Source organism: Hydrogenophaga taeniospiralis (assembly GCF_020510445.1).
In the GTDB taxonomy this organism is placed as follows: Bacteria; Pseudomonadota; Gammaproteobacteria; order Burkholderiales; family Burkholderiaceae_C; genus Hydrogenophaga.
This window is the reverse complement of record NZ_JAHBAG010000001.1, coordinates 3,314,689-3,328,852: the sequence shown is the minus strand read 5'-3', so window position 1 is coordinate 3,328,852 and position 14,164 is coordinate 3,314,689. Positions and strand designations below refer to the sequence as shown.

Sequence of the window (14,164 nt, the reverse complement as noted above, 5' to 3'; positions counted from 1 at the left end):
AAGTGGGAGATGGGGGTTGGGTGCTCAGGAGGGTTCGAGCATGCCGGCGGCGGACTCCATGTCCACCGCGACGATACGCGAAACGCCCTGCTCCTGCATGGTCACACCGATCAGCTGCTCGGCCATTTCCATGGCGATCTTGTTGTGGCTGATGAACAGGAACTGGGTGCCCTGCTTGCTCATGCTGGTCACCAGCCGGGCGTAGCGCTCGGTGTTGGCGTCGTCCAGCGGCGCGTCCACCTCGTCGAGCAGACAGAACGGCGCCGGGTTGAGCTGGAAGATGGCGAACACCAGCGCGATGGCGGTGAGCGCCTTTTCGCCGCCCGAGAGCAGGTGGATGGTCTGGTTCTTCTTGCCGGGCGGCTGTGCCAGCACCTGCACGCCCGCGTCCAGGATTTCCTCGCCGGTCATCACCAGACGGGCGTTGCCGCCGCCGAAGAGCTCGGGGAACATGCGGCCGAAGTGCTCGTTGACGGTGTTGAAGGTGCTGCCCAGCAGGTCGCGGGTCTCGGCGTCGATCTTCTTGATCGCGTCTTCCAGCGTGTTCATTGCGTCGTTCAGGTCGGCCGACTGCGCGTCGAGGAAGGTCTTGCGCTCTCGCGCGGCGGTAAGCTCGTCCAGCGCGGCGAGGTTGACCGCACCCAGCGCCTGGATCTCTCGGTGCATGCGGTCGATCTCGCCCTGCAGACCCGCGAGCCGCACGTTGCCCTCGGTGATGCTCTGCGCCACCGCGGCCAGGTCGGCCTGGGCCTCTTCGAGCTGCTGGCTGTACTGCTCCACGCCCAGGCGCGCGGCCTGCTCCTTGAGCTGGAACTCGGTGATGCGGTTGCGCAGCGGATCGAGTTCGCGCTCCAGTTGCAGGCGGCGCTCGTCGCTGGCGCGCAGCTTCATCGTGAGGTCGTCGTACTGGCTGCGCAGGGCGCCCAGGGTCTGCTCGCGCTCGAGCTTCACGGCCAGCACGTTCTGCAGCCCGGCCTCGGCGGCGGCGGCGCTCAGCCGGGCCAGCTCGTCGGTGGCGCGCTGTTCTTCGTCGACCAGCGCCTTTTCCTGCGAGGCCGCGGTTTCCAGCGAGCGCTGCAGCTCGCCCTGGCGCGCCTGCAGGCTGCGCAGGGCGAAGGTGGCTTCCTGCGCGCTGCGCTCCAGCGAGCGCTGCTGCTCGCGGGCGGCGTTCAGCGCACGTTCGGCGTCGATCACCTTGTCGTCGAGCTGGGCATGGCGCTCCTGGCTGTCGGCGAGCTGCATGTCCAGTTCTTCGAAGCGGGCTTCGGCGGTGACCCGGCGCTCCTGCAGCTCATCGAGCTGGGCGTCCACCTCGGCGAGGTCGGCGGCGATCTGTTCGCTGCGCGCACGGGTCTGCTCGGCCAACTGGGTCAGGCGCAGGGCCTCGACCTGCAGCTCGTGGGCCTTGCCCCGCGTTTCGGCGCCTTCGCGGCGCGCGCTCACCAGGCGCTGCGAGGCGTCGGTGTAGGCCGCTTCCGCGCGCACCAAGTCCGTGCGGGCCTGCTCGGCCATCAGGGCCTGGGCGCGCAGCTGTTTCTCCAGGTGTTCGATCTCCTGCGCCCGGGCCAGCAGACCGGCCTGCTCGCTGTCGGGCGCGTAGAAGCTCACGCTGTGGGCACTGACCGCGTGGCCGCTGGGCACGTAGATCACCTCGCCGGCCTGCAACTGGGCGCGCTGCGCCATCGCCTCGTCCAGATTCGCCGCGGTCAGACAGCCTTGCAGCCAGTCGGCCAGCAGGGCCTTTTGCCCGGCGTCGTTCAGGCGCAGCCAGTCGGCCAGGGGCTTGAGGCCGCTGGCACTGCCCGTGGCAACCCCTGCGGACACCGGGCTGTAGAACGCGAGTTTCGCCGGGGGCGCATCGTTGGCGAAGGCACGCACCATCTCCAGCCGTGAGACTTCGAGCGCGCCCAGGCGCTCGCGCAGCGCGGCTTCGAGCGCGTTTTCCCAGCCGGTTTCGATGTGGATGCGGCTCCACAGGCCCTGCAGGCCGTCGAGCCCGTGTTTGGCCAGCCAGGGTTGGAGCTTGCCGTCGGTCTTGACCTTGTCCTGCAGCGCCTTGAGCGCTTCCATGCGGGCCGACAGGTCGGACTGTTTCGCCGACTCCTGGTTCACCGCCTGCTGGGCGGCGCGACGCACTTCGTCGAGCTGGGGCACGCTGTCCTGCAGTTCGTGCAGCACGGCATCGGCCACATCGGCCGCTTCCTGGGCCTCCGCCAACTGGCTTTGCGCACTGAGCAGGCGCGCCTCGTCGGGCGCGGCCAGGGCGTTGCGGTCGGCCATCAGGCGTTCGCGGCGCTGGTTGAGCTGGCGGCTCTGCTCTTCCACGTTGCGCTGTTCGGCCGCCAGCACCTGGATCTGCTGCTGCACCTGGGTGACGCTGCCGCGCTGCTCGTTGGCGCGGTTCTGTGCCTGGCGCAGGCCGTCTTCCAGCGCGGGCAGCGCCCCGGCCTGCTCCTCGCCCTGGGCGGCGAGCACCACCGACTTTTCTTCGGCTTCGACCACGGCCTCGGCCAGTTGCTCCAGTTCAACGCTGGCGTCCTGGCTGCGCGTGGACCACGAGGCCATCTGTTCTTTCAATTGCACCAGACGCTGTTCCACGCGGGTGCGGCCCTCGACCACGAAGCGGATCTCGGCTTCGAGCTTGCCGACCTCGGCACTGGCCTCGTAGAGCTTGCCCTGCGCCTGGTTCACCTGGTCGCCGGCGGCGTAGTGCGCCTGGCGGATGGTCTCCAGCTCGGCTTCCACGCGGCGCAGGTCGGCGGTGCGCGACTCCAGATCGTTCAGGGCCTGGGCGGCGTCGTTCTTCACCTTGACCTGATCGGCCTCGGCCTCGCTGCGTTTGAGGAACCAGAGCTGGTGCTGCTTGAGCGTGGCGCCGGTCTGCAGCGTGTTGTAGCGCGCGGCCACCTCGGCCTGTTTCTCCAGCTTGTCCAGGTTGGCGTTGAGCTCGCGCAGGATGTCTTCCACCCGCGTGAGGTTTTCGCGCGTGTCGGCCAGCCGGTTGGCGGTCTCGCGGCGGCGCTCCTTGTATTTGGAGACCCCGGCGGCTTCTTCGAGGAACAGCCGCAGCTCTTCGGGCTTGCTCTCGATGATGCGGCTGATGGTGCCCTGGCCGATGATGGCGTAGGCGCGCGGCCCCAGGCCGGTGCCGAGGAACACGTCCTGCACGTCGCGGCGGCGCACCGGCTGGTTGTTGATGTAGTAGCTGCTGGTGCCGTCGCGGGTGAGCACGCGCTTGACGGCGATTTCGGTGAACTGGCCCCACTGGCCGCCGGCGCGGTGGTCGCTGTTGTCGAACACCAGTTCCACGCTGGAACGGCTGGCCGGCTTGCGGTTGTTGGTGCCGTTGAAGATCACGTCCTGCATGGACTCGCCACGCAGCTCGGAGGCCTTGGACTCGCCCAGCACCCAGCGCACCGCGTCCATGATGTTGGACTTGCCGCAGCCGTTGGGACCCACCACGCCCACCAATTGACCCGGCAGCATGAAGTTGGTGGGTTCGGCGAACGACTTGAAACCGGAGAGCTTGATCGAATTGAGGCGCACGGGAATTCGGTCGCAGGAAGCTAACTGTTTGATTTGAAACGAAAATCCGGCCACACCCGGGGCCGGATCGCAAGCCGCATGATACCGTGTCCACCCACCCCTGGACCGCCACCCGACCCCACGCCGAGGCCGCTGCGCACGCCCCCGGGATAATCGGCCCCATGAATCCCAAGTTGTCCCTCTTGCAGCCTTATCCTTTCGAACGGCTGCGCCAGCTGTTTGCGGGCGTCACACCCAACCCCGACCACCGGCCCATCAGCCTGGGCATCGGCGAACCCAGGCACGCCACACCCCAGATGCTCAAGGACGCGCTGGCCGCCGCGCTTGACACCGGATTGACCGGTTACCCCGCCACCGCCGGCGAACCGTCCCTGCGCGAGGCCTGCGCGGGCTGGTTGCAGCGGCGCTACGGTGTCACGGTGGACCCGGCCACCCAGGTGCTGACGGTCAACGGCTCGCGCGAGGCGCTGTTCTCGTTTGCCCAGACCGTGATCGACCCCACACAGCCCGGCGCGACGCTGGTGTTTCCCAACCCGTTCTATCAGATCTACGAGGGCGCGGCCCTGCTCGGCGGCGCCCAGCCGTATTACGTGGCGAGCGACCCGGCGCGCAACTTCGCGGTCGACTGGGACAGCGTGCCGGACGAGGTCTGGGCCCGCACGCAACTGATCTTCGTGTGTTCCCCCGGCAACCCCACCGGCGCCGTGATGCCGCTGGACGAGTGGCAAAAGCTGTTCGAGCTGAGCGACCGCCACGGCTTTGTGATCGCCTCGGACGAGTGCTACAGCGAGATCTATTTCCGCGACGAGCCGCCCCTGGGCGGGCTGGAAGCGGCCATGAAGCTCGGGCGGACCGACTTCAAGAACCTGATGATGTTCACCAGCCTGTCCAAACGCAGCAACGTGCCCGGCCTGCGCAGCGGTTTCGTGGCCGGCGACGCGGCGCTGATCAAGCCCTTCCTGCTCTACCGCACCTACCACGGCGGCGCCATGAGCCCGGCCGTGCAGGCCGCCAGCCGGGTGGCCTGGGGCGATGAAGCGCACGTGGTGGACAACCGCCGCCAGTACCGCGAGAAGTTCGCCCAGGTCACGCCCCTGCTCGCCTCCGTGCTCGACGTGGCCCTGCCCGACGCGGCGTTTTACCTCTGGGCGGGCGTTCCGGAGGTTTTTGTCGACCGGGTGCCCGGCCTGAGCGCCGACGAGGCCTTCGCGCGTGAGCTGCTGGCTCAATACAATGTCACGGTTTTGCCGGGCAGCTACCTTGCCCGCGAGGCGGGGGGCGTCAACCCTGGCCGGGGCCGCGTGCGCATGGCGCTGGTGGCCGAACCCGCCGAATGCCTGGAGGCCGCCGGGCGCATCAAGGCGTTTGTGTTCCACAACGACTGACCCCTTCTTATCTTCGTTTCCTCTCCGTTCACCCCCATCGTCCGAGACACCATGACCCTCCAACTGCAAACCCTGATCGACAACGCCTGGGACAACCGCGCCGACCTCTCCCCCGCTTCCGCCCCCAAGGAGGTGATGGACGCCGTGGAACACGTGATCAGCGAACTCAACGCCGGCACGCTGCGCGTGGCCACGCGCGAAGGCGTGGGCCAGTGGACCGTGCACCAGTGGATCAAGAAGGCCGTGCTGCTGTCGTTCCGCCTCAAGGACAACGAGCTGATGCGCAGCGGCGACCTGGCGTTCTACGACAAGGTGCCCACCAAGTTCGCCGACCTGAGCGAAGCCGAGATGAAGGCCACCGGCGTGCGCGTGGTGCCGCCGGCCGTGGCGCGCCGCGGCAGCTTCATCGCCAAGGGCGCGATCCTGATGCCCAGCTACGTGAACATCGGCGCCTATGTCGACGAAAACACCATGGTTGACACCTGGGCCACCGTCGGCTCGTGCGCGCAGATCGGCAAGAACGTGCACCTCTCCGGCGGCGTGGGCATCGGCGGCGTGCTGGAGCCGCTGCAGGCCGGCCCCACCATCATCGAAGACAACTGCTTCATCGGGGCGCGCTCCGAAGTGGTCGAGGGCGTGGTGATCGAAGAAAACTCCGTGCTGGGCATGGGCGTGTATGTCGGCCAGAGCACCCCGGTGTTCAACCGCGAAACCGGCGAAATCACCTACGGTCGCGTGCCCGCAGGCAGCGTGGTCATCAGCGGCAACCTGCCCAAGAAGACCAAGGCCGGCCAGGACTACAGCACCTATGCCGCGATCATCGTGAAGACGGTGGACGCCCAGACGCGCTCCAAAACCAGCCTGAACGACTTGTTGCGGGATTGATGAACTCCCCCTGCGCCGCTTCGCGTCTTCCCCAGGGGGACAACACCAGCGGCCTGGCAAAGCCAGTTCCGCGGTGTTCTGGGTGAAGGCACGGACTCCGGTCACGTATTGTTTTTTTTCTTCTGATAAGGACACGGCATGAGCAGCGGAACAATGGAGCGCATCCTGCGCCTGATGGCCGAGAAGAAGGCCTCGGACGTCTATCTCTCGGCGCATGCGCCGGCCATGATCAAGATCAATGGCCAGACCATCCCGGTCAACAGCCAGGTGATGCCGCCGGACGCACCCAGCAACCTGCTCGCCGAGATCGTGCCGGCCACGCGCATCGAAGAGCTGCATGAGACCGGTGAGCTCAACATGGCCGTGCCGCTGGAAGGCGTGGGCAACTTCCGCGTCAGTGCCTTTCGCCAGCGCGGCAACTACGCCGTGGTGATCCGCTTCATACCGGGGGACGTGCCCAGCCTGGACTCGCTCAACGTGGCGCCGATCCTGTCCGAGCTGATCATGGAAAAACGCGGACTGGTGTTGATGGTGGGTGCCACCGGCGCGGGCAAGTCCACCACGCTCGCGGCCATGATCGATCACCGCAACGACCGCTCCACCGGCCACATCCTCACCATCGAGGACCCGATCGAGTACGTCTACCGCAACCGCAAATCGGTGATCAACCAGCGCGAGATCGGCACCGACACCGCCTCGCTGCAGATCGGCCTGAAGAACGCTCTGCGCCAGGCACCCGACGTGATCCTGATCGGCGAAATCCGCGACCGCGAAACCATGTCGGCGGCCATCGCCTATGCCCAGTCGGGCCACCTGTGTCTGGCCACGCTGCACGCCAACAACAGCTACCAGGCCCTCAACCGGATCCTGAGCTTCTACCCGGTGGAAGTGCGCCCCACCATGCTGGGCGACCTGTCCTCGGCGCTGCGCGCCATCGTCTCGCAACGCCTGCTGCGCACCCACACCGGCGGGCGCGTGCCGGCCATGGAAGTGATGCTCAACACCGCGCTGATCGCCGACCTGATCCAGAAAGCCGACTTCTCCGGCGTGCGTGAAGCGATGGAAAAGTCACTGGCCGAAGGCTCGCAGAGCTTCGAGCAGGACCTGTCCCGGCTCATCGTGGACGGCCTGGTGTCTCGCAACGAGGGCCTGGCCCACGCCGACTCGCCCAGCAACCTCATGTGGCGGCTGCAGAACGACTTCAACACCACGCGCACCAACCAGCAGGCCACGCCGGGCGAAGAAGAGAACGGCGACAGCGCCACCTTCACCGAGTTCACCCTCGACGTCAAATTCTGATGACCGCCACCCTGCGCCTGACCGAAGAACTGATCGCCCGTGCCTCGGTCACCCCCCTGGACGCGGGCTGTCAGGCGCTGATCGCGTCGCGCCTGTCGGCCCTGGGCTTCGCCTGCGAAACGCTGGAGAGCGGCCCGGCCGATTTCCGCGTGACCAACCTCTGGGCCCGCCGCGGCCGCGGCGACCAGCCGACCCTGGTGTTCGCCGGCCACACCGACGTGGTTCCCACCGGCCCGCTGGAGGCCTGGGCCAGCGACCCGTTCGTGCCCTCGCACCGTAACGGCAAGCTCTACGGCCGTGGGGCCAGCGACATGAAAGCCTCGCTGGCGGCCATGGTCGTGGCCTGCGAAGAATTCATCGCCTCCAACCCCGAGCCATTGATCGACGTGGCCTTCCTGCTCACCAGCGACGAAGAAGGCCCGGCCAACGACGGCACAGTGATCGTCTGCCGCGAACTGCAAAAGCGCGGCGAACGGCTGGACTGGTGCATCGTCGGCGAACCCACCTCGGTGGAGCGCACCGGCGACATGATCAAGAACGGCCGCCGCGGCACCATGAGCGGCAAGCTCACGGTCAAGGGCATCCAGGGTCACATCGCCTACCCGCAGCTCGCCAGGAACCCGATTCACATGGTGGCGCCCGCGCTGGCCGAACTCGTGGCCACCGTCTGGGACACGGGCAATGCCTTCTTCCCGCCCACCACCTGGCAGGTCAGCAACATTCACGGCGGCACGGGCGCGAGCAACGTCATTCCCGGCACCGTGGTGATCGATTTCAACTTCCGTTTCTCCACCGCGTCCACACCCGACGGCCTGCAGCAGCGTGTCGTGGACATCCTGCAGCGCCAGGGACTGCAGGCCGGCACGGACTTCGATCTGGCGTGGACCGTGGGTGGCCTGCCCTTTCTCACCGAACCCGGCCCTCTGGTCGACGCCGTGCGCGCGGCGATCCGGGCCGAGACCGGCATCGACACCCAGCTCTCCACCACCGGCGGCACCAGCGACGGGCGTTTCATCGCCCAGGTCTGCCCCCAGGTGATCGAACTCGGCCCCCCCAACGCCACCATCCACAAGATCGACGAACACGTCGCGGTGGCCGACATCGAGCCGCTCAAGAACATCTACCGCCGCACCCTGGACCAATTGGCCCGACGGGCCGGCGCAGGCCGCTGACCCGCCCCATGAACCTGCAACACACCCTGGCCGAGGCGCAGCGCCGCCTCGCCGCCGCCTCGCTGGCCTATGGGCATGGCACCACCAACGCCCACGACGAAGCGGCCTGGCTGGTGCTGTGGCAGTTGGGGCTGCCCCTCGACAGCGACCTCGATGCGCTGGCCACGCTGCCCGTGACCGACGAGGCCGCCCAGGCCGTCGCCGCGTTGATCACCCGCCGCATCGAAACCCGCCAACCCGCTGCCTACCTCACGCGCGAGGCCTGGCTGCAAGGCGTGCCGTTCTATGTGGACGAGCGGGCCATCGTGCCGCGCAGCTTCATCGCCGAGCTGATCGCCGACGGTGGCATCGACCCCTGGCTGGGCGAACACACCACGCGCGTGCTGGACCTGTGCACCGGCAACGGCAGCCTGGCCGTGCTGGCCGCCATGGCCTGGCCCGAGGTGCAGGTCACCGGCGCCGACATCTCTGCCGACGCGCTGGCCGTGGCCCGCATCAACGTGGACCGCCACCGGTTGCAGGACCGCGTCACGCTCATCGAATCCGACGGGCTCAAGGCCTGCCCCGGCCCCTACGACCTGGTGCTGTGCAACCCGCCCTACGTGAACGCGCAGAGCATGCGCGAGCTGCCCGCCGAATACACCGCCGAACCCGCGCTGGCCCTGGCTGGCGGTGCCGACGGCATGGACTTCGTTCGTGCGCTGCTGCGCGACCTGCCCGCGCGGCTGGGTCCGCATGGCGTGCTGGTGCTCGAAATCGGCAACGAACGCGAGCACTTCGAAGCGGCCCTTCCGCAGCTCGAAGCCGTGTGGCTGTCCACCAGTGCCGGCGACGACCAGGTTCTTCTTCTCACCTCCGAATCCCTTTCGGCGCTGGCCGTCCAGCCTGCGCCCCACCCATGATCACTCTGAAAAACCTGGTCCTTCGTCGTGGCACGAAGGTCCTGCTCGATGGCGCGTCCGCCACCATCAACCCCAGCGAAAAAGTCGGCCTCGTCGGCCGCAACGGCGCGGGCAAGTCCAGCCTGTTCGGCCTGCTCAACCACACCCTGCACGAAGACAAGGGCGATTTCTACGTGCCTGCGCAGTGGCGCATGGCGCAGGTGGCGCAGGACATGCCCGAGACCGACATGCCGGCCACGCAGTTCGTCATCGAAGGCGACGTGACCCTGCTGGCCGCGCGCCAGGAGGTGCAGGCCTCGGAAGACAGCGGCGATGGCGAGCGCATGGCCCACGCCTACATGGCGCTGCACGACGCGGGTGAACACGATGCGCCGGCGCGCGCGCAGGCCCTGATCCTGGGCCTGGGTTTCCGCACCGACGAGCTGGAACGCCCGGTCAACAGCTTCTCGGGCGGCTGGCGCATGCGCCTGCAGCTCGCTCGCGCGCTCATGTGCCCGAGCGACCTGCTGCTGCTCGACGAACCCACCAACCACCTGGACCTGGACGCCCTGGTCTGGCTGGAAGCCTGGCTCAAGCGCTACGAAGGCACCATGCTCGTGATCAGCCACGATCGCGAGTTTCTCGATGCCGTGACCGACGTCACCATCCACATCGAACGTGCCCTGCTCACGCGATACGGCGGCAACTACAGCAAGTTCGAAGACATGCGCGCCGAGCAGATGGCGCTGCAGGCCACGGCGTATTCCAAGCAGCAGGACAAGGTGGCGCACCTGCAGAAGTTCATCGCCCGCTTCAAGGCCAAGGCCAGCAAGGCCAAACAGGCGCAGAGCCGGGTCAAGGCGCTGGAGCGCATGGAAAAGATCGGCCCGGTGCTGGCCGACGCCGAGTTCACCTTCGAGTTCAGCGAACCGCAGAACCTGCCCAACCCCATGCTGGCGATGCACGAGGTCAGTTTCGGCTACCCGCCGCTGGAAGACGGTGGCGAGCCCACCGTGATCGTGCGCAACGTCAGCCGCTCGGTGCTGGCCGGGCAGCGCATCGGCATCCTGGGCGCCAACGGCCAGGGCAAGTCCACGGTGGTCAAGACCATCGCGCGCGATCTGGCCGCCATCAGTGGCGACATCATCGAAGGCAAGGGCCTGAACATCGGCTACTTCGCGCAGCAGGAACTCGATGTGCTGCGCCCGGCCGACACCCCGCTGGAGCACATGATCCGGCTGGTACGCGACTGCACGGCGCAGGGCCGCCTCAGCGGCCAATCCACCCGCGAGCAGGATCTGCGCAGTTTCCTGGGCAGTTTCAACTTCACCGGCGACCAGGTGAAGCAGGCCGTGGGCAGCATGAGCGGTGGCGAAAAAGCGCGGCTGGTGCTGTGCATGATCGTCTGGCAGCGCCCCAACCTGCTGCTGCTCGACGAGCCCACCAACCACCTGGACCTGGCAACCCGCGAGGCCTTGTCGATGGCGCTCAATGAGTTCGAAGGCACCGTCATGCTGGTCAGCCACGACCGTGCCCTGCTGCGCGCCGTGTGCGACGAGTTCTGGCTGGTCTCTCGCGGTGGCATCGCACCCTTCGACGGCGATCTGGACGACTACCAGCGCTACCTGCTGGACATGGCCAAGCAGTCGCGCGAAGCCCAGCGCCAGGAACAGCGCGACCAGGCGCGAGGCGCTGCCCCCGCCGTGGCGACGCCCGCTCCCAAGGCCACTGCCCCGGCGCCGCAGGCTCCGGTGGCCGCGCCCTCCAGCGCGGCGACCCGCAGCCCCGAGCAACGTCGGCAGGATGCCCAGCGCCGCCAGCAGTTGGCCGAACAGGCCCGCCCCCTGAAGAAGGAGCTGGAACAGAACGAGAAGCGAACCGCGGCACTGGCACAGGAAAGAGCGCAACTGGAGACCCTCCTGAGCCAGCCCACCAGCCCCGCGGCCATGGCCGACTCGGGCCGCCGACTCAAGGCTGTCAACGACGAAATCGACACGCTGGAAGGTCGCTGGCTGGAGCTCACGGAAGCCATTGATGCGATGAACGCGGGTTGAAGCCGGGCGGGGTTGGCGCGCGTGCGCTGGACGCCACACCTGGGCGACGCCCATCACGGCGGCCCGGCCCTGGCACCGCCAAGCACGGCGAAAACACCAGCTCGGCGCTACAGTTGAGCGCGTCTTCTCAACCACCTTTGCCCGAAAGGCAGACCGCCCATGATGTCCCTGCTTGGAACCCTCTTCATTGGCCTCATCGCAGGCTTTGTCGCACGTGCCCTCAAACCCGGCGACGACGGCATGGGCTGGATCATGACCGCCATCCTGGGCGTGGCCGGATCGTTTCTGGCCAGCTACCTGGGCGCGGCGCTCGGGCTGTATGCGCCGGGACAGGCGGCCGGCTTCATTGCGTCCGTGATCGGCGCGGTACTGCTGCTCGTGGTCTACGGCTTCGTCAAGAAGAAGTGACCCGGACCTGATGCGAATCCTGGGATCGCAACGCGGTTAATGCGGGGCACTGGTGCCCACCGGACAGCTCTGAAACAATCCCGACCCCAGCATGTGCTGGTCGTTTGAGGGGTTTGTCATGAAGAAGCTGTTGTTGACGTCCTGCGCGCTGTTGTTCTCGGGCGTGGCTCTGGCCAATAGTTGCCCGACCGAGATGAAGGCCATCGATGCCAAGCTGGCAACCAAACCGGCTTTGGCGGCGGCCGACCAGGAGAAGGTGATGACTTTGCGCGCCGACGGTGAACGCCTGCACAAGGCGGGCGATCACGACGCCTCGATGAAGGCGCTGGCGCAGGCCAAGAAAATCCTGGGCCTCTGAGCCTTTGATCTGCACAAACAAAAAAGCCTGCTACCGATGCGATAGCAGGCTTTTCAGGCTTTACGCCATGATTTTGGTGGGACGTGCGGGGGTCGAACCCACGACAAACGGATTAAAAGTCCGCTGCTCTACCAACTGAGCTAACGTCCCACGGTTTCGAAACTTTGGCTTTCAGCCTTGTTGCGAAGCCTCAAATTATAGCGTCATTTTTGGGTCTTTTTGAAGACCCAATGGAATCTTGTGTGCGTTGTTCGCCAGCACATTCATCAGCGCCCCCGCCGCGCACAAACCAAACGTGGCGGTCACGCTCACGGCCGAGCCGTAACCGTGGCAATTGAGTGATCCATCCCCCGCATCCAGCTGGCAGGACGCATCGGGAGCGGCCACGGTCTCTCGGCTGAACACGCAATTCACGCCGATGCGCCCCGTCCGGGCCGCGCCGTGATGTTTGCGCAAGCGGTAGCGCAACTGGGCCAGCAGCGGATCGTGGGTGGTGTCGGCCAGATCGGCCATGTCCACCGCGTGGGCCTGACGTTTTCCACCCGCGGCGCCCACCGTCACCAAGGGCACATGCTGGTTCAGCGCCCAGGCGGCCAGGGCGGTCTTGGCCCGCACCTGGTCGCAGGCATCGATGAGGCCCAGGCCGCCCGCGTCAGCCTCGACGCCGAGTGCCTCCAGCGCTTGGGGCCAGTTTTCCGGGGTCACAAAGTCGTCGATCACATCGACCACGCAGGCCGGGTGGAACTGGGCGATCCGCTCACGCATGGCCAGCACCTTCGATTGACCCAAGGTGGCGTCAAGCGCGTGAATCTGCCGGTTGATGTTGGACTCGGACACATGGTCCATGTCGATCAGTGTGAGGCGCCGCACGCCGCTGCGCGCCAGCGCCTCGACCGCCCAGGAGCCCACGCCCCCGATGCCGACCACCACCACATGTGCGTCGAAGATGCGCTGGGACCCCTCCATGCCGTAGAGCCGGCGCAGGCCCCCAAAGCGGCGCTCGAAATCGATGCTCATGCGCGGTCACTCACGCTCGATCAACCACATCTGGAAGCGAAAACCGGCGATCGCGCCCAGCACGATGCCCGTGACAGCGATCATGCTCGTCAGGCTGAGGGTGGAGAGTCCGGAAAGGCCCTGGCCCACGGTGCAACCCAGCGCCGTGACCCCGCCCACACCCATGCAGAACGCGCCCACCAGGTGCAGCGCCGTGTCCTGCGTGCCGCGAAAACCTTCCCAGCGGAAACTGCGCCCCACCAGCGCTTGCACAAAAGCACCCACCACCACCCCGGCCACACTGATGACGCTCAGCGTCAGCACCTTGGAGGTGTCGCTGAACAGAATGAGCCAGTCCAGCGCGTAGGCCATCGGAGCACTGAATGTCAGCGACTCCATGCGCCCGGTGTTGGTGGCGAGGTAGACCGAATCGAGGGTTTCTGGGTGTTCCTGGACAAACCCGAGGTGGCCGCTGACCCACCACATGGCCACAATCATGAGCCCGATGCCCACGCCACCGGACAGATTGCTGCCGGTGCGGAACTCCGGCTCGGTCAACGCCCACAGCACCAGGGCGCCGCCGACCAGCAAAGCCAGCAGCAACCCCGCCAACGCGGGTTTGACGCCCAAGGCGCCCGCGACCCAGACCGGCACGGTGCCGCCCGCCGTGATGTCGAAAGCCACCTGGTCCAGCGTGTTGACACGGGCCACCGCCAACACGCCGCGCAATGTGGCGAAGGCGGCAAACCCCATGACGAAGAACACCACCAGCGACTTGAGACTGCCCGCGCCGATGCGCACCAAAGTCTTGCTGCCGCAACCGGATGCCAGCACCATGCCGAAACCGAACAGCGCACCACCCACCAGCGCCGACAACCAGATGATGCGGCCCGTCGAATAGATGGTTTTGCTGGTGTCGATCCAGCCCAGCCAGCCCATGGCGTAAAAACCGATCATGGCCACGCCGACGGCCATGCCCCACATGCGCATGCGCGTCCACGCGCCCATGTTGACGATGTCGCTGATGGCCCCCATGGTGCAGAAGTGGGTGCGCTGGGCGATGAACCCAAACGCCGCGGACACCGCGAATGCGGCCCAGAGCACCAGAGTCTGCAGTTTGTGAAGGTCGGCGATTTCCATGGCCGCCATTGTAGGAGCAGGCCCACGAGGGGCCTGCTGC

At 66.8% G+C, this 14,164-nt stretch carries 11 protein-coding genes and 1 tRNA gene; 8 read left to right on the top strand and 4 right to left on the bottom strand.

Annotated elements, in window-relative coordinates:
* Window positions 1-24: 24 nt before the first annotated feature.
* Window positions 25-3,546, bottom strand: coding sequence for a chromosome segregation protein SMC (smc, locus tag KIH07_RS15920; RefSeq protein ID WP_226492903.1), 3,522 nt, complete (start codon window positions 3,544-3,546; stop codon window positions 25-27).
* Between the two features lie 161 nt (window positions 3,547-3,707).
* Between smc and dapC the strand changes: the two genes are divergently transcribed.
* The 8 genes from dapC to KIH07_RS15880 all read left to right on the top strand — a co-directional run bounded on the left by dapC (window position 3,708) and on the right by KIH07_RS15880 (window position 11,988).
* Complete coding sequence (dapC, locus tag KIH07_RS15915) at window positions 3,708-4,931, top strand: succinyldiaminopimelate transaminase (RefSeq protein ID WP_226492902.1); 1,224 nt, start codon at window positions 3,708-3,710, stop codon at window positions 4,929-4,931.
* Between the two features lie 51 nt (window positions 4,932-4,982).
* Window positions 4,983-5,816 carry a 2,3,4,5-tetrahydropyridine-2,6-dicarboxylate N-succinyltransferase gene (dapD, locus tag KIH07_RS15910; protein ID WP_226492901.1) on the top strand — a complete coding sequence of 278 codons (834 nt, stop codon included), beginning with the start codon at window positions 4,983-4,985 and terminating at the stop codon, window positions 5,814-5,816.
* A 138-nt stretch (window positions 5,817-5,954) separates the two neighbouring features.
* Window positions 5,955-7,115, top strand: coding sequence for a PilT/PilU family type 4a pilus ATPase (locus KIH07_RS15905; RefSeq protein ID WP_226492900.1), 1,161 nt, complete (start codon window positions 5,955-5,957; stop codon window positions 7,113-7,115).
* The gene (gene dapE, locus KIH07_RS15900; RefSeq protein WP_226492899.1) at window positions 7,115-8,287 is read left to right on the top strand and encodes a succinyl-diaminopimelate desuccinylase; all 1,173 of its coding nucleotides are present in this window, start codon (window positions 7,115-7,117) and stop codon (window positions 8,285-8,287) included. The genes KIH07_RS15905 and dapE overlap by 1 nt, the downstream gene beginning before the upstream one ends.
* Window positions 8,288-8,295: 8 nt before the next feature.
* The gene (gene prmB, locus KIH07_RS15895) at window positions 8,296-9,189 is read left to right on the top strand and encodes a 50S ribosomal protein L3 N(5)-glutamine methyltransferase (protein WP_226492898.1); all 894 of its coding nucleotides are present in this window, start codon (window positions 8,296-8,298) and stop codon (window positions 9,187-9,189) included.
* A complete protein-coding gene (locus KIH07_RS15890; protein WP_226492897.1) occupies window positions 9,186-11,222 on the top strand; it encodes an ABC-F family ATP-binding cassette domain-containing protein in 2,037 nt (678 codons plus the stop codon). The genes prmB and KIH07_RS15890 overlap by 4 nt, the downstream gene beginning before the upstream one ends.
* Window positions 11,223-11,381: 159 nt before the next feature.
* Complete coding sequence (locus KIH07_RS15885; protein ID WP_226492896.1) at window positions 11,382-11,630, top strand: GlsB/YeaQ/YmgE family stress response membrane protein; 249 nt, start codon at window positions 11,382-11,384, stop codon at window positions 11,628-11,630.
* A gap of 118 nt (window positions 11,631-11,748) precedes the next feature.
* Window positions 11,749-11,988 (top strand): hypothetical protein, encoded by a 240-nt coding sequence (locus KIH07_RS15880; RefSeq protein ID WP_226492895.1) that lies wholly within the window; start codon window positions 11,749-11,751, stop codon window positions 11,986-11,988.
* A gap of 74 nt (window positions 11,989-12,062) precedes the next feature.
* Here KIH07_RS15880 and KIH07_RS15875 read toward each other — a convergent pair.
* The 3 genes from KIH07_RS15875 to KIH07_RS15865 all read right to left on the bottom strand — a co-directional run bounded on the left by KIH07_RS15875 (window position 12,063) and on the right by KIH07_RS15865 (window position 14,124).
* Window positions 12,063-12,138 (bottom strand) — tRNA-Lys (locus KIH07_RS15875).
* A 45-nt stretch (window positions 12,139-12,183) separates the two neighbouring features.
* On the bottom strand, window positions 12,184-13,005 hold the full coding sequence (locus KIH07_RS15870; RefSeq protein WP_226492894.1) for a ThiF family adenylyltransferase: 822 nt from the start codon (window positions 13,003-13,005) through the stop codon (window positions 12,184-12,186).
* Between the two features lie 6 nt (window positions 13,006-13,011).
* Window positions 13,012-14,124 carry a YeeE/YedE family protein gene (locus tag KIH07_RS15865; protein WP_226492893.1) on the bottom strand — a complete coding sequence of 371 codons (1,113 nt, stop codon included), beginning with the start codon at window positions 14,122-14,124 and terminating at the stop codon, window positions 13,012-13,014.
* Window positions 14,125-14,164 lie beyond the last annotated feature (40 nt).